Annotated in this window: 19 protein-coding genes; 7 read left to right on the forward strand and 12 right to left on the reverse strand. The window is 66.4% G+C overall.

The genetic code is table 11. The features are described 5' to 3' along the window. Positions 1–71 precede the first annotated feature (71 nt). Positions 72–1,004: a DUF2950 domain-containing protein gene (locus tag ACT6UX_RS25540; RefSeq protein WP_444777971.1), complete on the forward strand. Its 933-nt coding sequence runs from the start codon at positions 72–74 to the stop codon at positions 1,002–1,004. A gap of 9 nt (positions 1,005–1,013) precedes the next feature. Here ACT6UX_RS25540 and phnY read toward each other — a convergent pair whose 3' ends face one another. The 3 genes from phnY to ACT6UX_RS25555 are packed head-to-tail and all read right to left on the reverse strand — an operon-like array spanning position 1,014 to position 4,899. Further along, the gene (gene phnY, locus ACT6UX_RS25545; protein ID WP_425066405.1) at positions 1,014–2,468 is read right to left on the reverse strand and encodes a phosphonoacetaldehyde dehydrogenase; all 1,455 of its coding nucleotides are present in this window, start codon (positions 2,466–2,468) and stop codon (positions 1,014–1,016) included. 12 nt (positions 2,469–2,480) lie between these two features. Further along, positions 2,481–3,737: a phosphonoacetate hydrolase gene (gene phnA, locus ACT6UX_RS25550; protein WP_444777972.1), complete on the reverse strand. Its 1,257-nt coding sequence runs from the start codon at positions 3,735–3,737 to the stop codon at positions 2,481–2,483. 10 nt (positions 3,738–3,747) lie between these two features. Further along, positions 3,748–4,899 (reverse strand): 2-aminoethylphosphonate--pyruvate transaminase, encoded by a 1,152-nt coding sequence (locus ACT6UX_RS25555; protein ID WP_444777973.1) that lies wholly within the window; start codon positions 4,897–4,899, stop codon positions 3,748–3,750. A 73-nt stretch (positions 4,900–4,972) separates the two neighbouring features. Here ACT6UX_RS25555 and ACT6UX_RS25560 point away from each other — a divergent pair, with 73 nt between their 5' ends. Further along, complete coding sequence (locus ACT6UX_RS25560; RefSeq protein ID WP_444777974.1) at positions 4,973–5,839, forward strand: LysR substrate-binding domain-containing protein; 867 nt, start codon at positions 4,973–4,975, stop codon at positions 5,837–5,839. A 69-nt stretch (positions 5,840–5,908) separates the two neighbouring features. Continuing rightward, entirely contained in the window at positions 5,909–7,594 is a 1,686-nt protein-coding gene (locus tag ACT6UX_RS25565; RefSeq protein ID WP_444777975.1) for a Na/Pi cotransporter family protein, read from the forward strand. 14 nt (positions 7,595–7,608) lie between these two features. Here ACT6UX_RS25565 and ACT6UX_RS25570 read toward each other — a convergent pair whose 3' ends face one another. The 8 genes from ACT6UX_RS25570 to ACT6UX_RS25605 are packed head-to-tail and all read right to left on the reverse strand — an operon-like array spanning position 7,609 to position 19,266. Further along, on the reverse strand, positions 7,609–8,622 hold the full coding sequence (locus tag ACT6UX_RS25570) for a putative 2-aminoethylphosphonate ABC transporter substrate-binding protein (RefSeq protein WP_444777976.1): 1,014 nt from the start codon (positions 8,620–8,622) through the stop codon (positions 7,609–7,611). Between the two features lie 23 nt (positions 8,623–8,645). Beyond that, positions 8,646–11,129 (reverse strand): GcvT family protein, encoded by a 2,484-nt coding sequence (locus ACT6UX_RS25575; RefSeq protein WP_444777977.1) that lies wholly within the window; start codon positions 11,127–11,129, stop codon positions 8,646–8,648. Beyond that, the gene (locus ACT6UX_RS25580; RefSeq protein WP_444777978.1) at positions 11,129–12,493 is read right to left on the reverse strand and encodes a glutamine synthetase family protein; all 1,365 of its coding nucleotides are present in this window, start codon (positions 12,491–12,493) and stop codon (positions 11,129–11,131) included. Before ACT6UX_RS25580 ends, ACT6UX_RS25575 begins: the two co-directional genes overlap by 1 nt. A 28-nt stretch (positions 12,494–12,521) precedes the next feature. Then, entirely contained in the window at positions 12,522–13,826 is a 1,305-nt protein-coding gene (locus tag ACT6UX_RS25585; protein WP_444777979.1) for a TRAP transporter large permease, read from the reverse strand. A 23-nt stretch (positions 13,827–13,849) separates the two neighbouring features. Continuing rightward, positions 13,850–14,434 (reverse strand): TRAP transporter small permease subunit, encoded by a 585-nt coding sequence (locus tag ACT6UX_RS25590; protein WP_444777980.1) that lies wholly within the window; start codon positions 14,432–14,434, stop codon positions 13,850–13,852. Further along, positions 14,431–15,444, reverse strand: coding sequence for a TRAP transporter substrate-binding protein (locus tag ACT6UX_RS25595; protein ID WP_444777981.1), 1,014 nt, complete (start codon positions 15,442–15,444; stop codon positions 14,431–14,433). Before ACT6UX_RS25595 ends, ACT6UX_RS25590 begins: the two co-directional genes overlap by 4 nt. Before the next feature lie 59 nt (positions 15,445–15,503). Beyond that, positions 15,504–17,177 (reverse strand): hydantoinase B/oxoprolinase family protein, encoded by a 1,674-nt coding sequence (locus ACT6UX_RS25600; protein WP_444777982.1) that lies wholly within the window; start codon positions 17,175–17,177, stop codon positions 15,504–15,506. 10 nt (positions 17,178–17,187) lie between these two features. Continuing rightward, a complete protein-coding gene (locus tag ACT6UX_RS25605) occupies positions 17,188–19,266 on the reverse strand; it encodes a hydantoinase/oxoprolinase family protein (RefSeq protein ID WP_444777983.1) in 2,079 nt (692 codons plus the stop codon). A gap of 94 nt (positions 19,267–19,360) precedes the next feature. Between ACT6UX_RS25605 and ACT6UX_RS25610 the strand changes: the two genes are divergently transcribed. From ACT6UX_RS25610 to ACT6UX_RS25625, 4 genes are read left to right on the forward strand one after another with little or no spacing between them, the layout of a single operon-like run. Continuing rightward, positions 19,361–20,569, forward strand: coding sequence for a cyclic nucleotide-gated ion channel (locus ACT6UX_RS25610; RefSeq protein WP_444777984.1), 1,209 nt, complete (start codon positions 19,361–19,363; stop codon positions 20,567–20,569). Further along, on the forward strand, positions 20,566–22,257 hold the full coding sequence (locus ACT6UX_RS25615) for an FAD-dependent oxidoreductase (protein WP_444777985.1): 1,692 nt from the start codon (positions 20,566–20,568) through the stop codon (positions 22,255–22,257). The genes ACT6UX_RS25610 and ACT6UX_RS25615 overlap by 4 nt, the downstream gene beginning before the upstream one ends. Positions 22,258–22,284: 27 nt before the next feature. Then, positions 22,285–23,691, forward strand: coding sequence for a mannose-1-phosphate guanylyltransferase/mannose-6-phosphate isomerase (locus tag ACT6UX_RS25620; RefSeq protein WP_444777986.1), 1,407 nt, complete (start codon positions 22,285–22,287; stop codon positions 23,689–23,691). Positions 23,692–23,693: 2 nt separating this feature from the next. Beyond that, positions 23,694–24,656 carry a hypothetical protein gene (locus tag ACT6UX_RS25625; protein ID WP_444777987.1) on the forward strand — a complete coding sequence of 321 codons (963 nt, stop codon included), beginning with the start codon at positions 23,694–23,696 and terminating at the stop codon, positions 24,654–24,656. Here the strand turns inward: ACT6UX_RS25625 and ACT6UX_RS25630 are convergent. Next, positions 24,653–25,951 (reverse strand): glycosyltransferase, encoded by a 1,299-nt coding sequence (locus tag ACT6UX_RS25630; RefSeq protein ID WP_444777988.1) that lies wholly within the window; start codon positions 25,949–25,951, stop codon positions 24,653–24,655. The genes ACT6UX_RS25625 and ACT6UX_RS25630 overlap by 4 nt on opposite strands. Between the last annotated feature and the right edge of the window lie 5 nt (positions 25,952–25,956).

Consider the following 25,956-nt stretch of genomic DNA (forward strand, 5'->3'; position numbering starts at 1 on the left):
GGGGGAGGCGCTGCGCGCGGCGGTGGCGGCGGTGGCCACGTCGGCGGCGGTGCCCACGGAGGAGGACGGCGATGAACGCTTCACTGCTCAAGAGGGCGATCTTCGCCCTCCTCCTGGCCAGCGGTTTCGCAGCCGGACTGTCGACGATCGGATGGGCGCAGACGGCCAGACCGCAGGGCTTCGCGACACCCGAGGCGGCTGCCGATGCACTCACCGAAGCAGTCCGGCGTGACGACGACAAGGCGGTCAGCGCCGCGCTGGGCGCCGGCTGGCGCGACTTCGTCCTCGGCCGGCCCGAGGACGAGGAACGCACGCGCGAGAAGTTTCTCCAGGCCTGGGATGCCAGCCACAAGGTTGTGGTCGACGGCAACAAGGCGACAATCGAGGTGGGCACGACGGGCTGGACCGCTCCGATCCCGCTCGTAAAGGATGGCGATCAGTGGCGCTTCGACGTCGAAGCCGGCCGCAAGGAAATCACCGCCCGGCAGATCGGACGCAACGAGCTTTCGGTCATCCAGAGCCTGCTGGCGTTGGTCGATGCCCAGCATGAATACGCGGCCCTCGATCCCATGAAAGTCGGCGCGCCGGTCTATGCGCGGCGGCTGCTCAGCTCACCGGGCAGGAAGGACGGGCTGTACTGGGATGCCGCCCCCGGCGAGCCGGAGAGTCCCATCGGCCCTGCCCTCGCGACGGCCCAGGCCCAGGGCCAGGGCGGCACCGAAGACGGCTATTACGGCTACCGCTTCCGCCTGCTCTATTCTCAGGGCCCCGATGCGCCGGGCGGCGCGTACGATTATCTCGTGAAAGGCCGGATGATCGGCGGCTTCGCCATCCTCGCCTGGCCGGTCCGCTACGACGATACCGGCGTGATGACCTTCATGGTCAACCAGGACGGCGTCGTCTACGAGCAGGATCTCGGACCGGATACCGCGACCAAGGCTGCCGCCATCAACGTCTACAATCCCGACAAGAGCTGGGCGAAAGCAGACGTGACGCCGCCGTGACGGCGGTCGCTAGCCCGGCCAGGGCAGCGACCAGGTCTTCACGTTGGTGAAGCTCTTCATCGCCTCGAGCACGCCTTCCTTGTAGCCGAGGCCCGAATCCTTGATGCCGCCGAACGGCGACATCTCGATGCGGTAGCCCGGCACTTCCCAGACGTTCACCGTGCCGACCTGCAGCTCATCGACGAACTTCGTGATGTAGTCGAGACGGTCGGTGCAAACGCCCGACGACAGGCCATAGGCCGTGCCGTTGGAGACCTGGATGGCGTGGGCGATGTCCTTCACGCGGATGATCGGGATGGCCGGACCGAAGGTCTCCTCGCGCACCAGTTCGGCCTGCGGGTCGACATGATCGACCACGGTCGGCGGGAAGAGTGCGCCCTGGCGGTCGTTGCCGTGCAGCAGCTTGGCGCCGTGCTTCGCGACGGCTTCGCTCACCCGATTCTGGAACAGCGTCGCGGCACGCTCGTGAATCACGGTACCGACATCGGTCTCGGGATCGAGCGGATCGCCGGCCTTGAGCTTCTTCGCCTTGGCCAGCACGCGCTCCACGAAGGCATCGGCCACCTTGTCGACGACCAGGATGCGCTTCACGGCAGTGCAGCGCTGGCCTGAATTCTTGGTGGCGCCGGCCACCGCCAGCTCGGCCGCCTTGTCGAGGTCAGCATCCTCCATGACGATCAGCGGATCGTTGCCGCCGAGTTCGAGGACGATGCGCTTGTAGCCGGCCTTCTCGGCGATATACTTGCCGACCCGGACCGAGCCCGTAAAGGTCACGAGGTCGGCGCGCGGGTCGACGATCATCGCATCGCCGATGTCGGACGGGTTCCCCGTGATGACCGACAGCATCTCCGGCGGCAGGCCCGCCTCGTAGAGCGTGTCGGCGAGGAACAGCGCGGTGAGCGGCGTCAACTCGGTCGGCTTCAACACCACGCAGTTGTTGGTCGCGAAGGCCGGCGCCAGCTTGTGCGCCACCATGTTGAGCGGATGGTTGAACGGCGTGATCGCCGAGATGGCGTTCAACGGCTGGCGGAGGGTGAAGATCTTGCGCGACTTGCCGTGCGGGGTGAGATCGCAGGAGAAGGTCTGGCCGTCGTCCAGCATGCAGAGCTGGCCGGCGAAGGTGAAGACGTCATAGGCGCGGCCGACCTCGTAGAGCGAATCCTTCAGGCAGAGGCCCGACTCGAGGGTGATCAGGCGCGACAGCTCCTCCTTGCGGGAAACGAGCAGATCGGCCGTCTTGAGCAGGATCTGCTGGCGCTGATACCGTGTGAGCTTCGGTTTGTAATCGTGGGCGATCTGGAAGGCTTCGGCGACCAGCTCAGGCGTGGCGCGCGGCACGGTACCGACCAGGCGGTTGTCCCAGGGGAAGCGCACTTCGAGGCGCGCCTTGGTCTCGACCTTCCTGCCGGCGATGCGGAGATACTCATGGCGAACGTCGGAACCCGTGCGGGTGATCGTATCCATCTGGGCGGTCTCTCAGGCGACGAGGTTGAGGGCGAGATCGAAGGCGTCGAAGTTGCGCCAGCGATGCGCCCCCGTATCGGCATTCGCGAGCTTGCGGTTGCACAGCAGCGGCACCCGCTGCTCTGAAGTGCCGCCATGGCTGCGCAGCGGCTCGGTAAGCCCCGAAAGATCGTGCCGCGAGGCCGAGGTGCCCAATACCTTGTGCTTGGTCGAAACCACGATGAGATCGCCCAGACGATCGGCAGGTAACTCGAATGTCGCGGCCGCCTCTTCCCTGGTGAGCGCCGCCTCGATGCCCGGCATGGCTTTCAGCTTGGCGGCCCACTCCGTCGGATTGGTGCAATAGACCACCGCGAACGAGCCCAGCGCACCGTGATGCACGACATAGGGATCGGTGATCGGCAGGATGACGCGGGCATTGTCCTTGCCCACCCAGCCGTCGAACAGATCCTGCAGATAGATCACGTCCGGCTGGCCGTCGCTGCCGAACTTGGCGTTCATGCCATGGTCGGCCGTGACGACGATGGTGCAGCCCATGGCGTCGAGCTTGGCCAGGTACCCGTCCATCATGGCGTAAAAGGCGTTGGCGACCGGCGTGCCGGGCGCGTGCTTGTGCTGGATGTAGTCGGTCGTCGACAGATACATGATCTGCGGCCGATCGCGCTCCATCAGCTTGACGCCGGCGGCGAACACGAACTCCGAGAGGCCCGCGCTGTAGACGTCCGGCACGGCCATGCCGACCAGCTCGTTCACACCGTCGATGCCGTTGTCGGCAAGCGTCGCCTTGTCGGACTTCTCCGACGAGAAGGAGCAGGCCTTACCGGCGCCCAATTCGAGCCCCTTGCCCAGCAGGCCGCGCAGCTTGTCCTTGGCGGTGACGACGGCGATGCGGCAGCCGGCGCGCTGGAAGGCCGGAAACAGCGTCTCGACCCGCAGGAACTTCGGATCGTTCATCATCACTTCCTTGCCCGTCTCGGGATCGAGGAAGTAGTTGCCGCAGATGCCGTGGACCGCTGGGGGACGGCCAGTGACGATCGAGAGATTGTTGGGGTTGGTGAAGCTCGGCACCACGCACTCGCCGATCAGGTTGGTGCCGTCCTTCAGGATCTTGGCAAACCACGGCGCCTGGCCCGCCTCGACGGCGCGCTCGATATAGCCGGGCTCCGAACCGTCGACGCAGACCACGACGACGGGCTGCGTGGGCAAACGGTAAGTGCGGCCGTTCACGGAGATGTCGCCGCCGCTGACGTTCATGCTGTCGGGTGCCATGTCCTGTTCCCTACTCTGCGGCCAGTGCCGGGCCGCCGTTGGTGACCCGCATCTCGTCCAGTACCTCGCGGACCGCCGCCAGGGCGCCGCGCATGTGGTCGGGATAGAGCCGGCCGATGCAGCCCATGCGGAACGACTCCGCCACCGTGAGCTTGCCCGGATAGATCACGTAGCCACGGTCCTTGAGCCCGTCATAGAAACTCTGGAAGACGAACTTGGGATCGGTCGGCATGTGGAAGGTGACGATGACCGGCGCCTGCAGCTCGTTCGGCAACAGCGTCTGGAACCCCATGGCGCGCATGCCGTCGATCAGCACCCTGGCATTCTCGCGGTAGCGCTTGCCGCGCCCCGCCACGCCACCCTCTTCGCCGTGCTCCTCGATCGCCTTGCCCAAGGCAACGATGACGTGGATGGGCGGCGTGAAGCGATACTGGCCGGTCCTGGCGAAGCCTTCGGCCTGGTCGAACAGGTCGAGTACCAGCGTGGTCGCGTTGCCCTTGCAGTCGGCCAGCGCCGAAGTGCGGCAGACGACGAAGCCGAGACCCGGCACGCCTTCGAGACACTTGTTGGAAGAGGCCGCGAGGGCATCATAGTAGACGTTGCGTGCGTCGATCTCGATCGCGCCGAAGGCCGACATCGAATCGACCAGCAGGCGACGGCCCTGCTTCTTCACCAGCGCGGCGAGGTCGGCGATCGGATTGAGGATGCCCGAGGTGGTCTCGCAATGGACGGCGAAGACGTGGGTGATGTCCGGATCGGCTACCAGCATCGCTTCCAGTTTGGCGAGATCGGGAGGGGTGTCCTCCGGCGTTTCGTAAGTCGTGACCGCACGGCCGGCGATCTCGGCGATCTTCTTCGCCCGCTGCCCATAGGCGCCGTTGATGACGACCAGGAGCTTGCCGGTCTTGGGCACGAAGCTGGTGATCATCGCCTCGACGGCGAAAGTGCCGGAGCCCTGCACCGGCACGGTGACGTGCGTCCCCTGCGCGCCGGCCAGTTCGACGATCTTCTCCAGCACCATCTTGTTGATGGCGATGAAGCCCTGATCGCGCGAGCCCCAGTCGTGGACCATGGCCTGCTTCACGCTGGCCGAGGTGGTGAGCGGGCCGGGCGTCAGCAGGAGCGGATCGCCGGTTTCGGAAGCAGCAGGCTTGGTGGTCATGGCGCGGATGATCGTCTCGCCGTTTCTATCCGTCCAGTATATAATCCATATGTTAACTATCGGTTTCCCATATATGACACCCACCCAGCTGCGCGCCTTCCACCTCGTGGCCGAGGCCGGCTCCTTCTCCGCCGCCGCCCGCGCCTCCGGGCTCAGCCAGCCCAACCTTTCGGGCCAGGTCACGGCACTGGAGAAAGCCTATGGCGTGCACCTGTTCGACCGCCGCGGCCGCAGCGTCACTCCCACCGAGACGGGTCGGCAGCTGCACGGCGTCACGACGCGTCTGTTCGCGCTCCAGGACGAGGCGCAAGCCCTGCTGTTGGGCGAGCAGGCCCTGACCCGCGGCCATCTGCGCATCGCCGCCGACTCTGCGCACCATGTCGTGCCGATCATGGCCGCGCTGCGGGAACGCGCCGGCGGCCTCACCTTCGCCCTCTCGATCGACAATTCGGCCGTCGTGCTGGAGCGCCTGCTGCGCCACGAAGCCGATGTCGCGGTGATGGCCAAGAGCCTGTCCGATCCGCGCCTGCACGCCGTTCGGTTGCGGACCGACCGGCTGGTCCTGTTCGCGCCCGCCGGCCATGCCCTCGCCAGACGCGGCCGCACGCCCCTCTCGGCGCTGGCCGGCCAGGAGCTGGTGCTGCGCGAACGCGGCTCGATCACACGCGAAGTGCTTGAACAGGCGATGGCGGCGGCCGATATCAGGCCGGCGTCGATCGTCGAGGTGCAGACGCGTGAAGGCGTGCGCGAAGCGGTTGCGGCCGGGTTTGGCATCGGTGCGGTGTTCGCGAGCGAACTCGGCGAGGATCGTCGCTTCCGTCGCATCACCATCGCCGATCAGGATCTTGCCGTCGCGGAATATGCCGTGTGCCTGCAGGAGCGTCGGCGGGTTGCGCTCGTTCGAGCCTTCATGGACGAGGCGACGCGGCTCGCGTCCTGACTCAGGGACCGTAACAAAATAGTCAAAAAACTTTCATCGTCATGGGACGAGGTTTAGGATTCCGCGATCATGCAAGGCATCGACACCATCCTGAACGTCCTCGGTAGCGTCTGCCTGCTGCTGTGGGGCGTGCGCATGGTGCGAACCGGCCTGACGCGCGCCTTCGGCGCCACCCTGCGGCGTGCCATCGGCGCCTGCTCGCGCAACCGCTTCACGGCCTTCACGGGCGGCGTGGTGCTGACGGGCGTGCTTCAGTCCAGCACCGCGACCGCCCTGCTGCTCGCCTCCTTCGCCGGTCGCGGCCTGATCTCGCTGTCGATCGGTCTGGCGGTGATGCTGGGCGCCAATGTCGGCACGACGCTGACGGCGCAAATTCTGTCCTTCCCGCTCGGCTGGATCTCGCCGCTGATGATCGCGGGTGGCGTCATCGCCTTCCTGTCGAATAGTTCGGACAGGGCGCGCCATCTCGGCCGCGTCGCCATCGGCCTCGGCCTGATGCTGCTGTCGCTGCATCTGCTGGAGGCCGCGGCCCTGCCGTTGCGCTCGGCACCAGCCTTCGTGGCGGTGCTGGAAGGCCTGCAGAACGAGTATGTGATGGCCGTCCTCGTGGCGGCCGCCGCCACCTGGTTCATCCATTCCAGCCTCTCGACCGTGCTGCTGGTCATGTCTTTCGCCTCGACCGGCATCATCGATCCCAAGCTCGGCATGGCGATGGTGATCGGCGCTAATATCGGCGGCGCGGTCGCTCCCTATTTCGACCAGGCCGCCACCGACACCGAGGCGCGGCGCCTGCCGCTCGGCAATCTCATCACGCGCGTCGCCGTCGGCATCGCGCTGCTGCCGTTCCTCGGCCCGTTCCACCAGTGGCTGATGATGGTCGATCCGGCGCCCGGGCGGCTGCTGGTCAATTTCCACACCGCGTTCAGCGTGGTCGCCGCCATCGTCTTCCTGCCGTTGATCGATCCCATCGCCGCGCTGTGCCGGCGTCTGGTGCCCGACCGGCCGCAGACCGACGACCCCGGCAAGCCGCGCAGCCTCGACCCCAACGTGCTCGACACGCCGGCCGAGGCGCTGGGCTGCGCGATGCGCGAGACGCTCAATCTTGGCGACAAGGTCTCCGACATGCTGCGCCAGACGATGGACGTGTTCGAGAAGAACGACGCGCGCGCCATGAAGTCGATCGAGGCGGCGGACGATGCCGTCGACAGCCTCTACGAGGCAATCAAGCTCTACCTGATCCAGACCTCGCGCACGGAGCTGGGGGAAGAGGACGGCAAGCGCTATGTAGAGATCCTGACGTTCGTCACCAATCTCGAACATGCCGGCGACATCATCGACAAGAACCTGATGGAACTGGCCGCCAAGAAGATCAAGAATCGCTACGCCTTCTCCGCCGAGGGCACGGCCGAGCTGCGCGCCTTCCACGCCCGGGTACTTGATAATCTACGGCTGGCGCTGAACGTCTTCACGACCCGTGACATCACCCTGGCCCGCCGCCTCGTCGCGGAAAAGACCGCGATGCGCGAGGCCGAGGCGCGCGCCGCCGACAGCCACTATGCCCGCCTGCGCGAAGGTCGCCCGGAATCGATCGAGACCAGCTCGATCCACATGGACGTGATCCGCGACCTGAAGCGCATCAACGGCCACCTGACGACGGTCGCCTATCCCATCCTCGAAGCCGCCGGCGAACTGGCCGAGACGCGCCTCAAGACGACCTCGACGGAAACTGCCAGCCAGGCAGCCCCGTCGCACTGACCGGGCAACGTCCTCTACTTCTTCTTCGGATCAGCCTTGCTGTCGTAGCGCCTGGACCACTCGGCGAGGATGCGCTCGCGATTGGCCGCTGCCCAGGCGAAGTCATTCACCATCAGCAGGTCCGCGAGGTTGGTCGGTAGGTTCTTGACCGGCTTGGAGAATTCCGGCCGTGCCGCGACGGCGCGGGTCTCGGCATACATCTGCATCGCCGCATCCGACGCCGCCCAGTCGGCGAGCTTCTTCGCCGCCTCGAGATGCGGTGCGCCCTTCACGACCGCAAAGGCGTTCATCTCCCAGCCCAACCCTTTCTCGGGAAACACGATGGCGACCGGTGCGCCCTGCGCCAGTTCTCGGGCCGCGCGAATGTCGAAGGCGATACCGACCACCGCCTCGCCGCGCGCTGCCAGGGTCGCAGGCTGCGAGCCCGAATGGGTGTAGCGCCAGATGTTCTCGTGCAGCCCGTCCATGAACTTCCAGCCCTCCGCTTCGCCGAAGGCCTGCAGCCAGGCGGAAACGTCGAGAAATCCCGTGCCCGACGACAGCGGATGCGGCATCACGACCTTGCCCTTGTAGACGGGCTTGGTGAGATCGGCCCAGGTCTCGGGCTTGGGGATGCCGAGCTTCTTGCCCTCGGCTTCGTTGAACACGATCGCAGCCACCCAGGCGGAGTTGCCGAACCAGCGCGGCGGGTTGGCGGGATCGCGGAACTTGGCGGGAATCTTGTCGAGGCCGGGCGGCGCGTAGGGCAGCAGCACGTCGGCGTCTGCCAGCTGGCCGAGGCTCGAGGCCGCGACGCCCCACACAGCGTCGGCGCGCGGATTGGCCTTCTCGGCCAACAGACGCGCTGTCAGGACGCCGTTGGCATCATGAACCCAGCGAATGGTGATGCCCGGCAGGTCCTTCTCGGCGCGCGCTTTGTAAGGCGCAAGATCCTCGCGTTCGTAAGACGTATAGACGACGACTTCCTGAGCCCGTGCGACCCCCGACAGTGCAAGCACTGCCGTCGCGAGAACCACCAACAGACGCATGCCCCACTCCCCCGTTTGAATTCTTAAAGTTTGATCCGCGCTCCCGTCGGATCGTAGGGCGCGCGCAGCGAGACCCGCGCGCCAAGCCTGGTTCCGGCCAGATCGACCTCGAAGCGGCCGCCCTCCAGCCAGGCCGGGTCGATCGCCTGACCGTCGCTGCGCTTCACATAGCCCAGCCCGACCGACGCGCCGAGCGTATGCCCGTAGCCCGCCGAGGTGAGATCGCCGACCGGCCTGCCGTCCCGTAGCAAAGCCTCGCCGCCCCACAGCAGCGGTTCCTGGTCTTCGAGGACGACCGAGACGAGGCGTCGGGCGAGTGGCTTTGCTTTGGCCTCGAGCAGCGCCTCCTGGCCGATGAAGCCGCCCGGCTTGTCGAGCTTCACCGCCCAGCCGAGACCCGCCTGGAATGGTGTGTCGTCGGGCGTCAGCTCACGGCCCCAGGCACGGTATCCCTTCTCCAGCCGCAGCGTCTCGATGGCGTAGTAGCCGGCATCGCGCAGGCCGAATTCAGCGCCCGCTTCGTGCAGCGTCTCGAAGACGGTGACGGCGAACTCCACCGGCACGTAGAGTTCCCAGCCCAGCTCGCCCATGTAGGTACGGCGTGAGGCCAGCACGGTGGCGTAGCCGATGCCGATCTCGCGGATCGTCGCGAAGGGAAAGCCTTCGTTCGACAGATCGGCCCGGCTCACCTTCTGGAGCAGCGCGCGGCTCTTCGGTCCCATGACGGAGAGCACGGTCCAGCCCGACGTCACGTCGGTCAGGACGGCATGAGCATCGGCCGGCATGTGCCGGCCGAGCCAATCCATGTCGCGGATCGGCTGGGCCGAGCCGGTGATGACCATGAACCTGTCGCGGGCCAGCCGGGCGACGGTGACGTCGCTCTCGAAGGTGCCGCGCTCGTTCAGCACGCCGGTATAGACGGTGTGGCCGACAGGTATGGCGACGTCGTTGGCGCAAAGGTGCTGCAGCACGGCCTCGGCATCGCGGCCCTGCACCAGCAGCTTGCCGAACGAGGTCTCGTCGGTGAGCGTCACGCCTTCGCGGGTGGCGCGATGCTCGGCCGAGACCGCATCGAACCAGCCGCCGGGGGCGCCGCGGCCCCAGCCATAGTGCATCTCGGGCGTTTTGCCTTCGCCCGCGAACCAGTTGGGCCGCTCCCAGCCCATCTTGTTGCCGAACCAGGCGCCGCGCGCCTTCAGTCGGTCGTAGAGCGGCGAGCGACGGAACGGCCGGCCGCTCTCCTGCTCGCGCTGCGGCCACGGCATCTTGTAATGCAGGCCCAGCGTCTCGGCGACGCGGCTGCGCAACCAGGCATCGTTGCCGTGGAAGCCCGCGAAGCGCCTTATGTCGACCGGCCAGAGATCCATCGTCGGCTCGCCGGCGACGATCCATTCGGCCAACGCCATGCCGGCCCCCCCCGAGCTCGCGATACCCATCGAGTTGAAACCGGCGCCGACAAAAAACCCGCGCAGCTGCGGCGCCTCGCCCAGAATGTAGTTCATGTCGGGCGTGAAGCTTTCCGGGCCGTTCATGAAGGTCTTGATGCCGGTCTTCTCCAGCGACGGCACGCGGATCAGCGCATTGTCCATCAGGATCTGGAACTGGTCCCAATCGTCCGGCAGCATGCCGAACTCGAAATCGTCGGGAATGACGTCCTTGTTCCAGGGCTTGGCCTCCGGCTCGAAGCCGCCCATCAACAAGCCGCCAACCTCTTCCTTGAAATAGATATAGCCGTCGGGATCGCGCATCACCGGCAGGTCGCGCGGCACGTTCTCCATCTTCTCGGTGACGATGTACATGTGCTCGCAGGAATAGAGCGGCACCGTCACGCCGACCATGCGGCCGAGCTGGCGCGCCCACTGGCCCGCACAATTGACGACGATGTCGGCCTTGATCGGGCCCTCGGTCGTCTGCACGCCAGTGACCCGCGGGCCGCCCGTCCCCTCCTCGGTGTCGATCGCCGTGACCCGCACCTTCTCGAAGATGCGGACGCCGCCGTTGCGCGCGCCCTTGGCCAGCGACTGCGTGATGTCGGCCGGGTTGGCCTTGCCGTCGCCCGGCAGCCATACGGCGCCGACGAGATCGTCGGTGCGCATGATTGGATACTTGTCGCCGGCCTGTTGCGGAGTCAGCGGCTCGCACACGACGCCCTGCCCATTGGCCATGGCGGCCGAGCGGCGCAACAGGGTCATGCGCTCTTCGGTGCGCGCCACGATGAGCGAGCCCGACTGTTTCCAGCCGGTGGCGAGACCGGTCTCCGCCTCGAGCTTCGAATAGAGCTCGGTGCTGTAGCGGATCAGCCGGGTCAGGTTCTGGACGCTGCGCAACTGGCCCACCAGCCCCGCCGCATGCCAGGTCGTGCCGCCGCTCAACCGCCCCTGTTCCAGCAGCACGATGTCCTTCCAGCCCAGCTTGGCGAGATGATAGGCCGTCGAGCAGCCCATGATGCCGCCGCCGACGATGACGACGCGGGCGTGGGATGGAACCGTGGCCTTCGGCGACGACATCAGATGATTTCCATGTAGCGGTCGAGCTCCCAGTCCGTGATGGCCTTGCGAAACTCCCGCTCTTCCCACTCGCGTGTCGCGGAATAGTGATCGACGAAGGCGGCGCCGAAGAGGTCGCGCGCCGGCTTCGAGGCCTTCAGCCGGCCGGCCGCCTCCATGAGCGTCCGCGGCAGCTGCGATTTGGCCGGATGTTTCTTCTCGTACGAATTGCCTGTGACCGGCTCGCCGGGATCGATGTCGTTCTCGATGCCCCACAGGCCCGAGCCGATGGCGGCAGCGATCGCCAGGTAGGGATTGGCGTCGGCAGCGGCGACGCGATATTCGACCCGCGTCGACTTGGCCGAACCCGGGATCACGCGCAGCGAGGTGGTGCGGTTCTCGACGCCCCAAGTCGAGGCGGTCGGCGCCCAGAAGCCCGGAATGAGCCGCCGATAGGAGTTCACGTTCGAGGCGACCATGCCCAGCAATTCGGGCATCAGCGCCGCCTGGCCGCCGACGAACTGGCGCATCGTCTTGCTCATGCGATGCGGCGCCTTCTCGTCGAAGAAGACCGGCTTGCCGCCTTTCCACAGCGACATGTGCATGTGGCCGCCGCAGCCCGGCCAGTCCTTCGACCATTTGGCCATGAAGGTGGCGAGCCAGCCCTGCTTCTGCGCCAGCACCTTGGTGAAGATCTTGAACAGGGCGGCCTTGTCGGTGGCCGCCAGCGCGTCGTCGACCCGCAACGCCGCTTCCAGCACGCCGGCGCCCGTCTCGGTATGCAGGCCCTCAATGCCCATGTCCATCGCCTCGCACATCGCGAGCAGGTCGCGGTACCAGTCGGACAGGACCGAGTTGCGCAGGACCGAATAGCCGAAGAAGCCCGGCGAGATCGGCTTCAGGTTGCGATAGCCCTTCTCACGGATCGATTCAGGCGTCTCGGCAAAGACGAAGAACTCGTACTCGAATCCGACCTTGACCTCGAACCCCAGGCCCTTCGCGCGCTCAAGCACGCGGCGCAGGGTGCCGCGCGGACAGATCTCCTCCGCCTTGCCGACGAACTCGCAGAGGAAAAACAGGTTGCCGGGCTCCGTCGCGATCTCGCGGCAGGTCTCCGGCAGGATGCGGACGTTGGCGTCGGGATAGCCCGTATGCCAGCCCGTGTAGGTGACGTTGTCGTAGAGCTGGTCGTTCATGTCCCAGCCCAGCACCACGTCGCAGAAGCCGAAGCCTCCCTCGAGCGCCGATCGGAACTTGTCGACGTGGATGTACTTGCCGCGCAGGATTCCGTCGATGTCGTGGACACCCACTTTCACGTGGGTGAGCCCCCGCTGCTTGACGATCTTCAGCGCGTCGGCAGCCGTCCTGACCTGTCGCGGTTCCATTCAACTCCCCTCGCTACCTCCTCGCAGACTAGCTGCTGAGATAGCGGGGAAGCCAGAGGGCAATGTCGGGAAACACGGCGAGGGCCATGGTGAACAACACCATGATGGCGAGGAACGGCAAGGTCACCCGGGCGATGTAGCCCAGCCCGTCCTCGGTCAACCCCTGGATCACGAACAGGTTGAAGCCGACAGGCGGCGTGATCTGTGCCATCTCCACGACCAGGACCAGGAAGACACCGAACCAGATCGGATCGAAGCCGGCGGCCTTCACGATCGGCATGACGATCGGCAGGGTCATCACGATCATGCTGAAACCATCGAGGAAACAGCCCAGGATCAGGTAGAAGACGATCAGGGCCACGATCAGCATGAACGACGAAAGTCCGAGGCTGCTCACGAACTCGGCGACGGCCGCCGGAATGCCGAGGAAGGCCGCGGCGCTGCCCAGGATCGACGCCCCCAGCACGATCAGGGCGATCATGGCGCAGGTCTGCACCGACCCGATGGCGATGGCCTTCAGCGCGGGCAACGAAAGTTCCCGCTGCAGCCCGGCCACCATCAGCGCGCCCAGCACGCCCACGGCTGCAGCTTCCGACGGCGTCGCGAGGCCGCCATACATCGAACCCAGCACGCACAGGATCAGGAACACGGCCGGTCCCAGTTCGCGAATCGACGTCAGGAACTCCGCCGCCGTGGCGATGCGCACCTTGCGCTCCGCCTCCGGCACCAGCTCGGGCTTCAGCGCGGTCCAGATCATGATCCAGCCCATGAAACAGACGGCGAGCAGGGTCCCGGGGATGAAGCCCGCCGTGAACAGCTTGGCGATCGAGACGTCGCCCAGCACGCCATAGATGATCATGATGTTCGACGGCGGGATCAGAAAGCCCAGGGTGCCGGCGCCGGCCAGCGAGCCCACGGCGACATCCTTCGAATAGCCGCGCTTCAGCAGTTCCGTCAGCGAGATGCGGCCCACGACCTGGGTCGTCGCCGCCGAGGAACCCGAGATGGCGGCGAAGATCGTGCAGCCGATGACGTTCACGTGCAGCAGCCGGCCCGGCAGCATCGCCGCCCACGGCGACAGGCCGCGGAACAGGGTCTGGGACAGCCGCGTCCGGAACAGGATCTCGCCCATGATGATGAACAGCGGCAGGGCCAGCAACTCCTGCGTGGTCAGGATGTTCCAGGTGTACTGGGCCAGCAGCTTGTCGAGCGGAATGTCGCGGAAGATGGCCAGCAGAATCGTGCCGGTGACGGCCAGGGTCCAGCCGATCCACAGGCCGCCCGCCAGAAAGGCGAACAGCACGACGAACATGGTGAGGACGACTTCAAGCATGAGATCTCAACTCGCGCGAAAAACTACTCAGCGACGGAACCGGCGCGCATGTTGAGGTCTTCGAGCGGCAGGCCAAACAGGGCCTGGAAGAACCGCGCGACGAACTGCATGACCAGCAGACAGATCCCGAAGGTCACCAGCGCCTGCGGAATCCACAGCGGCGTCGCGCTGGAAATCGATACCTGGTCCGACACGAAGCTGCGCCAGGTGAAGTTCACCATTGCCACCGCAAGATAACCGGAGAAGGCGACGCCCAGCGCCGCGAGGACCGTTTCCAGCCATCGCCGCGCCTTCGGTCCGATTCGCGCCAGGACGAGCGTGACACGGATATGGCCGCCGGCGCGCAAGGTCATGGCGGCGCCGAAAGTGAAGGCCGCCGCCATGAGGTAGGAGCCGTATTCCCAGGCGACGGGAATGTCGGCCGGCACCCAGGGGAAGATGTCCGAGAGAGCCCGGACCAGGACCTCCCCCAGCATCAGGCAGGTGAGCGCCACCAGGCAGGCAGCGCCCATCCAACCGTCGAGACGGCCCAGAACGTCGATCCCGTCGAGGAAGGCGCGCAGCACGGGCGGCGCGCCGGCGTTGGGATTGGGGCCGTGGCCGCTCACGCGCGCTTCATCTCGGCGAGGTAGGCCTTGATCGGCTTCTCCGCCGCGGGAACGCGCTTGTAGAACTCGGCGATCATCGGCGCCGTCTTCTTCTGCAATTCAGCCGTCATCGCCGGCGGCGGAATGACCAGCTGCATGCCGCCAGCGATCAGGCGCGCATTGCTGTCCTTGTCCGCCTGCAGCGACGACTGCCAGAACTCGGGCTCGAGCTTCTTGGCCAGGTCTAGGATGATCTTCTGGTTGGCCGGCGAGATCTTCTTGAGCGTGTCGTTGTTGATCGTGACGATCTCCGACGACCAGGCATGGTTGGTCTGGTGGAAGAACTTCAGGAACTCCCAGAACTTGCCGTCCACGGCCGAGACGGACGACGTCGACACGCCCGCCACGGCGCCCGAAGAGAGCGCCGCGATCGTCTCGCCCCAGGGAATCAGCGCCGGCGCCATGCCGATGGCGCTGCACATTTCCTGGGCGTTCTTGTCGGGCACGCGGATCTTGATGGCCTTGAGCGCGTCCAAGGTCTCGGCCTTGATCTTGAGATGCAGGTACTGCGTCGGCCACGGCACCGTGTAGAGCATGGTCTGGTTGTTCTTGAGCAGGACCTTCTCGTACTCGGGCCGCAGATACTTGTGCAGCACCTTCAGCTCTTCGATGTTGTTGCAGATGAAGGGGATGCCTTCGACGCCGAAGATCGGCTCATCACCGATCTGCTGGATGTTGAGGATGTCGGCCATCGGCACCAGGCCGTCGCGCACGGCGCGCATCTGCTCGGGCCCCTTGAAGCCGAGCTGGCCGCCCGCCTTGACGTCGATCTCGACGGCGCCGTTCGTCGCCTTCTTCACGTCCTCGGCGAAGCGCTTGACGTTGACCGTGTGGAAGTTCCCATCCGGCCATACGGTTGCCAGCGGCAGCTTCAGCGGCGCCTGCGCCTTCACCACGGCCGGCGCACCGACCATCACCAACGCACCCGCTCCCACGCCAGCCTTCAAGGCCTTCCTGCGTCCCAGCTTCATCGAAGCCCCCATCGTTATCGAGTTGATTGCTTTCCCCGTATCCAGCCGACGTCGCCGCCTTACTCTGCGGCCTGCGACGGCTTGAACTCGTAGACCTTCTCGGCCGTCTCGGCCGAGATCAGCCCGTCGGCCAGGTCGTTGGCCACCTGAACGCGATCGCGCTCCTTCGGCGCTCCGATGCCGGCGCCGCCCGGCGTCAGCACCATCAGCCGCTCGCCCGGCGGGATGAGCTGGAAGCCCTTGCCCTTCAGGGTCTTGCCGGACTTGAGCGCCACCACGCCCGCGTCGCCGTCGCCGCCACCATCGCGGCCGCGCGCCGGATAGTCGATGCGGTCGAAGGCGGCCAGCAGGTCGAATGGCTCATCGATGCCGCTCTCGATCTCCATGATCTGGCCAAGGCCGCCGCGCGTGCGGCCGGCACCACCCGAATCAGGGCGAAATTCCTTGCGCCAGAAGATGAGCGGCGTCTGCGTCTCGGCGATCTCGACGGGCGTGCCGCGCACGCCGCTGGGATAGGCCGTCGCCGACAGCCCGTCCTTGTCAGGACGCGCGCCGGTGCCACCGTTGGATGTGATCGCCATGCCGAACCCGTAGTTGCCGCCGTCGCCGCCCTTGATCCGGCCACGCACGTTGATGTTCCACAGGCACGAGGTCCCTTCGGCCGGCACGCGATCCGGCACGACCTGACGCAGGCAACCGAACGCCACGTCGGGCAGCATCTGACCCACGACATGGCGCGAGGCGACGGCGGTCGGCTTGGGCGCGTTCAGGATACAGCCCTCCGGCGCCGAAACCGTGAGCGGCTCGAGCGAACCGGCATTGTTCGGGATGTTCGTGGAGACAACGCACCCCAGGCCGAAGACCGTGTAGGCCGTCGTATAGGCGTGCGGCACATTGATGCCACGCCGCGACACGCCTGATGTGCCGGAGAAGTCGACATGGATGCCGGTGTCGGAAATGGTCAGTGCCGCCTTCAGGGTCACCGGCTCGTCGTAGCCGTCGACCGTCATGCTGTTATGCCAGGTGCCCTTGGGCAGCTTGGCGATCTCGGCCAGCACCGCCTCGCGCGAACGCGCGATGACATGGTCACCGAGCTCGTCCAGCGACTCGATGCCGAACTCGTCCATCATTTCGACCAGCCGGCGGGCGCCGACGTCGTTGCAGGCGGCCAGGGAGTAGACGTCGCCCTCGGTATCCACCGGCTGGCGCGTGTTGGCGCGGATCATCGCCATCAGCGTCTCGTTGGCCTTGCCCTGATCGAACAGCTTCAGCATGGGGATGTAGAGCCCCTCCATGAACACATCGGTCGCGTCGGGGCCGAAGCCGATGCCGCCGATGTCCATGAGATGGCTGGTGCACGAGAACAGCGCCACCAGCTTGCCGTTGCGGAAGCACGGCGTGGTGATGACGAAGTCGTTGAGATGGCCGGTGCCCATCCACGGATCGTTGGTGATGTAGGCATCGCCCGGCTTCATCGTCTCGACCGGGAAGAAGCGCAGGAAATGCTTCACCGACTCGGCCATCGAGTTCACGTGGCCCGGCGTGCCGGTCACGGCCTGCGCGAGCATGCGCCCCTGCAGGTCGAAGACGCCGGCGGAGAGATCGCCGCATTCGCGCACGATCGGGCTGAAGGCGGTGCGCATCAGGGTCTGCGCCTGCTCCTCCACCACCGCGATCAGGCGGTTCCACATGATCTGCAGATCGATCAGGCCGACGCTGTTGGACTGGCTCATCTGTTGCTCCTCACGCTGCCTTGCGATCCATGACGATACAGCCAGAGGCGTCGATATGCGCGGCAAAACTGGCCGAGACATAGGTCGACGTCTCGTCTTCGGCGACGATGGCGGGACCGCTGAAGATGCTGCCGGGCGGCAGCTTCTCGCGGCGATAGACAGGCACGTCGGCCGTCTTGCCGCTGCGTCCGTCGAACACCGGGCGGCGGCCGACCGGCTCGGGCACAGGGGCGCTGCCGGCCTTGCCCTGCACTTCGGGCCGCCTGGCCTCGGTCGAAACCTGGACCGACCAGCTCAGGATCTCGATGGCGGCATTCGGGATGTGACGCTCGAACAGCACGCCGTAATCGCGCTCGTAGGCCTCGCGAAGGGCAGTCGTATCGGCCGCCGTCAGCGGCCGCTGCGGCAGGGTCACCATGATCTCGTGGCCCTGACCGACATAGCGCATGAAGGCGACACGCCGCTCGAATGTCGGCAGGCCACGCGCGCCCGGCGCCACCAGCGCCGTCGCTTCGCGGCTCATCTCGTCCAGCATTTCGCTGGCAGCCGCGGCATCGAACGTATCGAGGCGCATGTAACGGCTGCGCACCAGCTCGAACGACACCGGCGCGGCAAGGAACCCGACCGCGGAGCCGACGCCGGCATTTGGCGGCACGATCACGCGCTGCACGCCGATCTTCTCGGCCACGCGCGCGGCATGGAGCGGCGCGCCGCCGCCGAAAGCGATCAGCGTGTACTGGTTGACGACGGCGCCGCGCTCGACGCCGTGCACGCGCGCCGCGCTCGCCATGTTCTCCGAGACCATCTCATAGACGGCGTAGGCGCCCATCTCGGTGGACAGGCCGATACCTTCCGCGACGTCGCGCTCGATTGCGCCGCGCGCCGCGTCGATATCGAGCGCAATCGACCCACCGGCGAAATGCGCCGGGTCGATCGTGCCCAGCACCACGTTGGCGTCGGTGACGGCCGGATGCCGGCCGCCGCGCCCGTAGCAGGCAGGGCCGGGTTCGGCGCCGGCGCTTTCGGGGCCGACCGTGACCCGCTTCAGGGCATCGAGCCGGGCAATCGAGCCGCCGCCTGCACCGATTTCGACCATCTCGATCACGGGGATGCGGACCGGCAGTCCGGATCCCTTGAGGAAGCGCGCTGCGCGATCGACCTCGAAAAGCCGGGCCGTGTGCGGCTCATAGTTGTCGATCAGGCAGACCTTGGCCGTCGTGCCGCCCATGTCGTAGCTCAGCGCCCGCGCTTCGCCGGCGCGCGCAGCCACCTGTGCCGCAAAGATCGCGCCGCCGGCCGGTCCGGATTCGACGAGACGCACAGGAAAGCGCCGGGCCGTCTCGATCGCGGTGAGCCCCCCGCCGGAGGTGACAAGGTAGATCGTTCCGGTGAACTTCTCGGCCGCGAGTGCCGCCTGCATGCGCGCCAGATACGAGTCCATGAGCGGCTGCACATAGGCGTTGGCCACCGCGGTCGACGTCCTCTCGTACTCGCGAACCTCGGGGCAGACTTCGCTCGAAAGCGTGACCCAAAGTTCGGGCAGTTCTTCTTTCAGAATCTCGCGCACTCGCCGCTCATGCGCCGGGTTCACGTAGGAGTGCATGAAGGCCACGGCGACGCTTTCGATTCCCTCGGCCTTCAGCGTCTCGGCCAAAGTCCGCACCGCGTCTTCGTCGAGAGCCAGGCGGACCTTGCCATGCACGTCCATGCGCTCGGGGATCGTGAACCGCATCGCCCGAGAGACGAGTGGCCGGGGCTTCTCGATGCCGAGATCGTACTGGTCGTAGCGGCTCTCGTTCGCGATATCGAGGACGTCGCGAAAGCCCTCCGTGGCGATCAGCGCCGTGCGCGCACCGCGCCGCTCGATGACGGCATTGGTGGCCAGCGTGGTACCATGCACGAACACGCCGACCTCGCCGAATCCCTTGCCGGCATCGCCGAGAATGAGACGCACCCCTTCCAGGACCGCCTCTTCCGGTCGCTGCGGCGTTGTCAGCAGCTTGCGGGTGATCCGACGGCCCCCCTCTTCCAAAACGACGTCCGTGAACGTGCCGCCGATATCGACGGCAATGCGCAAATCGTTGATCACCTTGAGTGCAAACCTCTGTCTGGGGGGATGGTCTGACGGTAGACCGGGCGCCGCCGCGTTGCAATTCGCAGGCCAGCACGCCTATGGTCGCACCGTGACGGCTCCAGACAAGAAGCTCCGCGCGCAGTTGTTCGACATCCTGCGCCCCAACGTCCCCACGCCGGGCGCCCGGCGGTGGCGGAAGGCTCATCTGGCGGTTCTCGGCATCGGGCTGCTCGCCGTGATTCTGCTGTCGATCGACGAAATGTCTCCCGAGCACCGGGTGTTTCTGCGCGCGGCGATCTGGGGTGTGACGTTCTTCTTCCTCGTCGAGTACGCGGCCCGCCTCTGGGTGGCGCCCGAACTACCTCACATGGCCGACATGTCTCCCTCTGGAGCGCGGCTGCGCTGGGCGGGCAGCATACCCGGCCTGATCGGACTGCTCGCGATCATGCCTGCCGTGATGCTGGCGGGCGGCTACAAGATTGCGGGCGCCGATGCTGCCTCCATCTTCTGCATCCTGTGGATTCTGAAACTGGGACTTCACGCACCGGCCTTCGGGACGTTGGCGCGCGTGATCTCCAACGAGCGCGCGCCCATTGCGAGCGTGCTGATCGTGTTCGCGATCCTGCTGATCTCCGCAGCCACCGGCGCCCACATCGTGGAACGCGACGGCCAGCCGCAGCAGTTCGGCAGCCTGCCCAACGCCATGTGGTGGGCCGTCGTCACCCTGACGACCACCGGCTACGGCGACGTGGTACCGCTCACGCCAATGGGCCGCATCATCGGCTCGCTGCTGATGATCAGCGGCATCGCGGTGCTGGCGCTCATGACCGGCGTGCTCGCCACGGGCTTCGCGCAGGAAGAAAGAAGACGCGAATATCTCCGTGTCTGGGACCAGGTGACGCGAGTCCCGATCTTCGCATCCCTGGGCGTCGTGACGCTCTCCGAGATCGTGGGCAAGCTCCGCACGCGTTATTATCCGGCGCGCGTGCTGGTGCTGCGGCGCGGCGACCCCGGCGATTCGATGTTCTTCATCTGCGCGGGCGAGGTCGAGGTCCGGCTGCCGACCGGCGGCACGGTTCGCCTAGGCGACGGTGCCTTCTTCGGCGAAATGTCGCTGCTCAACCGCCAGCCCCGTGCCGCCTCGATCGTCACGACAGCGCCGACCACCCTCCTCGTTCTCTATGCCAGCGACTTCTACGAGATCGCATCGCACATTCCCGCTCTTGCCGAGGCGGTGGAGAACGAAGCCCGGCGCCGGCATGAGGAGAACCTCGAACGCCAGTCCGGAAGTTCGTCCCACAGGGTGGAGAAGAAATGATCGAGACCGACCTCCTCGTGGTCGGGTCGGGCGCCGCGGGCTTCTCGGCGGCGCTGACGGCCTCCCATGCCGGCCTCGACGTGCTCATGGTCGAAAAGGAGAAGCTGTTCGGCGGGACCACGGCCTATTCGGCCGGCGTCATCTGGATTCCGGGCAACCGGCACGGACGCGCCCTCGGCATCGCCGATTCGAAGGAAGACGCGCTGACCTATCTGCAGCACGAGGCCGGAAATCGACTGAACGTCGAATTGGCCCACGCCTTCCTCGACAATTGCAACCCCGCCGTGGAGTTCATCGAGACCAACACGCACGTTCGCTATGAGGCCGTGCCGATCTGGGCGGATTATCATCCGACCAAGCCGGGTGCCGCGCAGGGCGGACGTTCGCTGCTGCCCCTGCCGTTCGACGGCCGGCGGTTGGGCAAGCGGTTCGATCAGTTGCGGGCGCCGCTGCGCACCATGATGGCGTTCGGTGGCATGATGCTCGGCCGCAACGACCTGCCCCATGTCTTCAAGATGACCCGTTCCGTGCGCTCGGCGCTGCACGTCGCGGGCATGACGGCACGCTACGCGGTCGACCGGTTGAACCATGATCGCGGGACCCGCCTCACCAACGGAAACGGCCTGATCGCCGCTCTCGCCCTCTCGGCCGAGGAACGCGGCATCGACCTCTGGCTCGACAGTCCGGTCGTCGAACTGACGCAACACCAAAGCACAATCACGGGTGCCGTCGTGCAGCGCGAGGGCAAGCGACAGGAGATCCGGGCGCGACACGGGGTCGTGCTGGCCTGCGGCGGCTTTCCCGCCAACGACGAACTCAAGCGCCGCTACTACGGCCATGTGCGGGATGGGCACTTCCATCGCTCGGCGCCGCCGCCGGGCAATCGCGGTGACGGAATTCGCCTCGGCCAGTCGGTTGGCGGCGCCCTGGCGGAGGATGTTGCCCATCCTGCGGCCTGGGTCCCCGTCTCGCTCGTGCCGCAGCCCGATGGTTCCACCCTGCCGTTCCCGCATTTCTACGAGCGCGGCAAGCCCGGCTACATCGCCGTCGATCCGGCCGGCCGCCGCTTCGCCAACGAGTCGGCCTCCTACCACGACTTCGTACCGGCCATGGTCGAAGCCTGCCGCGGGCGCGACGAGACGAGCAGCTGGCTCCTCTGCGATCATCGCGCCATCCGCCGCTACGGCATGGGTGCCATCGGTCCCGCTCCTCTGCCGCTCGGGCCGCACATCCGGAATGGCTACCTGCTGATGGCGGGAAGCTGGGCAGAACTGGCCGGCAAGATCGGCATTGACGCAGGCACCCTGCGGGAGACGACCACTCGGTTCAATGCGAATGCCGCCCGCGGCGAGGACCCCGATTTCGGCAAGGGGACGGATGCCTATCACCGCTTCAACGGTGATCCGACGCATAGACCCAATCCCTGCCTCGCGCCGCTCGAGCAGGCGCCGTTCTACGCGATGAAAATGGTCCCCGGAGACATCGGTACCTTCCTCGGCCTGCGAGTGGACGGTCACGCGCGCGTCCTCGACACAGAGGGCGCCCCGATCCGCGGCCTCTATGCCGCCGGAAACGACATGACCAGCGTCATGGGAGGCACCTATCCCGGCGCCGGCATCACCATTGGCCCGGCCCTCACCTTCGGCTATATCGCGGCCCGGCACGCCGCCGCCGAAGCCGGCCAATAAAGCCCCTCCGTAACGAAAGCCGTCACCATGTCGCTGATCACGCCTGTTATCCTCGTCGGAGGCTCCGGCAAGCGCCTGTGGCCCCTGTCGCGCGAGAGCATGCCCAAGCAGTTCGTTCCGCTGCTCGGCAAGCAGTCGACCTTCCAGCAGACGCTGCTGCGCGTGGCCGACCGCAGCCTCTTCGGCAAGCCGGTGATCGCCACCAACGACGCCTATCGCTTCATGTGCGAGAGCCAGGCCCGGGAGATCGGTATTGAGATCGACATCCTGGTCGAGCCGTCGCGGCGCGATTCGGGCCCCGCCATGGCCGCCGCCGCTGCCTATACACGCGACCTAGGCGCGAAGGCCGTCCTCGCCCTCGCCTCCGACCATCTGGTGATCGGTGCCGAGGAGTTCCTCGCGGGATGCCGCGAGGGCCTGGCGGCGGTCGAACAGGGAGGCATCGTCACCTTCGGCATTCCGCCGACGGAGCCCAAGACCGATTACGGCTACATCCGTCCCGGCTCGGAGAAGATCGGGCCGGTGATGAAGGTCGCAGCCTTCGTCGAGAAGCCCAATGCCCAGAAGGCGATGGAGTACATCGCCGAGGGGCTGCTGTGGAACAGCGGCAACTTCCTGTTCCCGCCCGGGCTGCTGCTGTCGGAAATGGCCCGCTTCGAACCGGCGATGGCCGCCGCCGCCGAGGAGGCCGTCGCCAAGGCCCGGAGGGCCGACTCGACGGTGTTCCTCGACGCCACCGCCTTCGCCAAGGCTCCGGCGAAATCGATCGACTATGCCGTGATGGAGCGCACGGACAAATGCTGGGTCGTGCCGGCCCGCTTCCGCTGGTCCGATCTCGGCACCTGGGACGCGCTGCTCGACGTCGGCCATGCCGACAGCGCCGGCAACGTCACCGAAGGTCCGGTCGAGATCGACCATGTGCGCAATTCCTATGTCCGTTCTGACGGCCCGCTGACTGCCGTGATCGGCGTGGAGGACGTCGTCGTGGTGTCGATGAAGGACGCCGTGCTGGTCGGCCATCGCGACAATCTCCCGCGCCTGAAGGACGTCGTGCAGCGCATGTCCGACGGTAAGCACCGCGCCGCGACCGAGCATGCGGTGATGCATCGTCCCTGGGGCAGCTACCAGGACATCGACCGCGGCGAGCGGTTCCGCGCCAAGCGGCTGACGGTGAAGCCGGGCGCCAAGCTCAGCCTGCAGAGCCACAATCGCCGGGCCGAGCATTGGGTCGTCGTCAAGGGCATCGCCGAAGTCACGCTCGACGGCAAGGTCATGACCCTGCACGAGAACGAATCCACCTACATCCCGATCGGCGGCGTCCATCGCCTCGCCAATCCCGGGACCGAACTGCTCGAAGTTGTCGAGGTGCAGACCGGCGACTATGTCGAGGAAGACGACATCGTCCGCTATGAGGACATCTACGCCCGGGTCTGAGAATGCTGTTCGGCGCACACCACGAATGGGGAAAGCTGCGCGAAGTTGTGATCGGCATTTCGCCGGCCGAAGACTTCGTCGTCTTCTACGAAGACTCGTGTCGCTGGCTGACACCGGAAGGACTTGAATTCAGCCGCCGCCACGCCGGGCAGCGGCTGATCGACGTCGATCCCGAATGGGCGCAGCGGATCGAGCGGCAGGTGGATGCCCTGGCCGAACTCGTGGCCCGCGAGGGCGTTACCGTTCAACGCCCTCAGCAGCTGAAGGGCGAGGAGCGCACCTTCCTCGCCCCGAACGGCGAGGGTGCCCAGCTGTTTCCGCGCGACAGCATGATCGTCGTCGACAAACACGTGATCGACGCGTCGCTGCGCCTGAAGTGCCGCCAGCGCGAGCGCTATGGCCTGCGACCGGTCGTCCAGAAGGCCGTGACAGCCAGAGGCGCACATTGGTCGAGCGTCCCACTGGGCTCGCCGGGAGGCCTCGACGGCCCCTTCCTCGAAGGCGGCGATACGCTGCTCAACGGCCGCGAAATCTATGTCGGAATCTCGGGGTGCGCCTCCGATCTCGCCGGCGCCGACTGGCTGCAGGCCCTGGTCGGCGACACTTATCGCGTGATCCCGGTCGCCCTGAAATCGCACGTCCTCCATCTCGACTGCGCGATGGCCTTGATCCAGCCCGGCCTGCTGATTCACTGCCCGCAGAAACTGATCGACGGCCTGCCGGTGTCGCTGCGCGACTGGGACAAGATCGAGGTTTCGCCCGAGGAAGCCACGCTTCTCGCCACCAACGGCCTCGTCCTCGAACCGGGGCGGGTCATCATGGACTCCGACAACCGGCGCGTGATCGACGAACTGCGCAAGCGCAGGGTCGATGTGATTCCCCTGCCCTTCGATGCGCCCATCCGGCTCGGAGGTGGCCTGCGCTGCGCTCACCACCCGCTGCTGCGCGAGAGCGCGCTGGCTTAAGTGCCGCGCTTGGGCGTCCGGTCGAAGACGACCGGCTTGGGCTTGCTGAACAGCTTCTTCACATGCACGCCGAGCGACCGCACCACGGTCGCCACCTGACCGCCCACGAAGCGCAGCAGGACCACGGCGAACTGGAGCGGCGGGATCTCGCCGCCGCGGATGAAATTGTGCCCGGCCCGCAAGAAGGTCGTCGCACAGACCAGCACCCAAGCCACGGTCACGACGAATAGCGTGAGCAGAAGCGGCACGAGCGACGGCGCCAGCAGGCCCGCCAGGATGCCCGACACGACGCCGACCAGAAGCACCGGCTGGTTGAGCGCCATGCACAGATGGAGCAGGGCCGCCAGCTTGGCGGACGGTGTGATGGCGCGGCTCTTCAAAATCTCGGGGAACATCCGCATCGAGACGTGACGGAATCCGTCCTGCCAGCGCTGCTGCTGACGCAGCCAGGTCTTGGTGTCGGCCGGCAGTTCGCCCGGCACGCCGACGCTGGTGAGGAACAGGGCCCGCCAGCCCTTTACCCAGCCCCGGTAGGTGAGATCGAGATCCTCGGTGACCGTGTCGCCCTTCCAGCCGCCGCCGGCATCGATGGCGGCACGCTGCCAGATCCCGCAGGTCCCGTTGAACGGCAGCGGATGGCCGGCCCAGCAGCGCGTCGCCTGCTCGATACCGAGATGGGCGTCGAGCGTGACCATCTGCATCTCGGTGAGCGCGTTCTCGTGCGGATTGAGGAAATCGAAGCGTGCCTGGACGAAGGCCGTCTTGGGCTCGGCGAAGAACGGGCGCATGCAGACGCGCAGGAAGTCCACGGGAGGAATGTAGTCGACGTCGAAGATCGCGAAGAAGTCGTGCGGCGTTTTCTGCATCGCCTCGTGCAGCGCCCCGCCCTTGTAGCCGCTGCGATCGGTGCGCTGCAGCGCCACCACGTCGAAGCCCTTGGCTCGCAGCTCGGCCGCCACCTGGCGGACCATCTCGGCCGTGTCGTCTGTACTGTCGTCGAGGAGCTGGATGTGGAGCTTGTCACGCGGCCAGTCGAGCGCCGCCGCCGATTCGGCGCCGCGGCGCACCACGGCGCCTTCGTTGAACGAGGGTATCTGGACCACGACGTGAGGCAGCTCGGCGTCGGACGGCAGCGGCGTCGCCAGCAGGATCTCCTCGCGACGAAGCCCGGCAGGCTTCAAGCGATGATGCAGCACCACCATGTAGAGCAGGCTGCCGATGAAGGCCGCCAGCAATACACAGCAGACCGCGAAGACGGCGCCGAAGAGAAGCGCCAGGGTGGCGAGAATGGCCATCGGCG

The sequence above is a fragment of the Reyranella sp. genome, assembly GCF_052439685.1.
GTDB lineage: Bacteria > Pseudomonadota > Alphaproteobacteria > Reyranellales > Reyranellaceae > Reyranella.

Excerpts from the sequence above, each read along its gene's own strand:
- ACT6UX_RS25540 (WP_444777971.1), top strand. The coding sequence starts at position 72 with ATGAACGCTTCACTGCTCAAGAGGGCGATCTTCGCCCTCCTCCTGGCC.
- phnY (WP_425066405.1), bottom strand. The coding sequence starts at position 2,468 with ATGGATACGATCACCCGCACGGGTTCCGACGTTCGCCATGAGTATCTC.
- phnA (WP_444777972.1), bottom strand. The coding sequence starts at position 3,737 with ATGGCACCCGACAGCATGAACGTCAGCGGCGGCGACATCTCCGTGAAC.
- ACT6UX_RS25555 (WP_444777973.1), bottom strand. The coding sequence starts at position 4,899 with ATGACCACCAAGCCTGCTGCTTCCGAAACCGGCGATCCGCTCCTGCTG.
- ACT6UX_RS25560 (WP_444777974.1), top strand. The coding sequence starts at position 4,973 with ATGACACCCACCCAGCTGCGCGCCTTCCACCTCGTGGCCGAGGCCGGC.
- ACT6UX_RS25565 (WP_444777975.1), top strand. The coding sequence starts at position 5,909 with ATGCAAGGCATCGACACCATCCTGAACGTCCTCGGTAGCGTCTGCCTG.
- ACT6UX_RS25570 (WP_444777976.1), bottom strand. The coding sequence starts at position 8,622 with ATGCGTCTGTTGGTGGTTCTCGCGACGGCAGTGCTTGCACTGTCGGGG.
- ACT6UX_RS25575 (WP_444777977.1), bottom strand. The coding sequence starts at position 11,129 with ATGTCGTCGCCGAAGGCCACGGTTCCATCCCACGCCCGCGTCGTCATC.
- ACT6UX_RS25580 (WP_444777978.1), bottom strand. The coding sequence starts at position 12,493 with ATGGAACCGCGACAGGTCAGGACGGCTGCCGACGCGCTGAAGATCGTC.
- ACT6UX_RS25585 (WP_444777979.1), bottom strand. The coding sequence starts at position 13,826 with ATGCTTGAAGTCGTCCTCACCATGTTCGTCGTGCTGTTCGCCTTTCTG.
- ACT6UX_RS25595 (WP_444777981.1), bottom strand. The coding sequence starts at position 15,444 with ATGAAGCTGGGACGCAGGAAGGCCTTGAAGGCTGGCGTGGGAGCGGGT.
- ACT6UX_RS25600 (WP_444777982.1), bottom strand. The coding sequence starts at position 17,177 with ATGAGCCAGTCCAACAGCGTCGGCCTGATCGATCTGCAGATCATGTGG.
- ACT6UX_RS25615 (WP_444777985.1), top strand. The coding sequence starts at position 20,566 with ATGATCGAGACCGACCTCCTCGTGGTCGGGTCGGGCGCCGCGGGCTTC.
- ACT6UX_RS25620 (WP_444777986.1), top strand. The coding sequence starts at position 22,285 with ATGTCGCTGATCACGCCTGTTATCCTCGTCGGAGGCTCCGGCAAGCGC.
- ACT6UX_RS25625 (WP_444777987.1), top strand. The coding sequence starts at position 23,694 with ATGCTGTTCGGCGCACACCACGAATGGGGAAAGCTGCGCGAAGTTGTG.
- ACT6UX_RS25630 (WP_444777988.1), bottom strand. The coding sequence starts at position 25,951 with ATGGCCATTCTCGCCACCCTGGCGCTTCTCTTCGGCGCCGTCTTCGCG.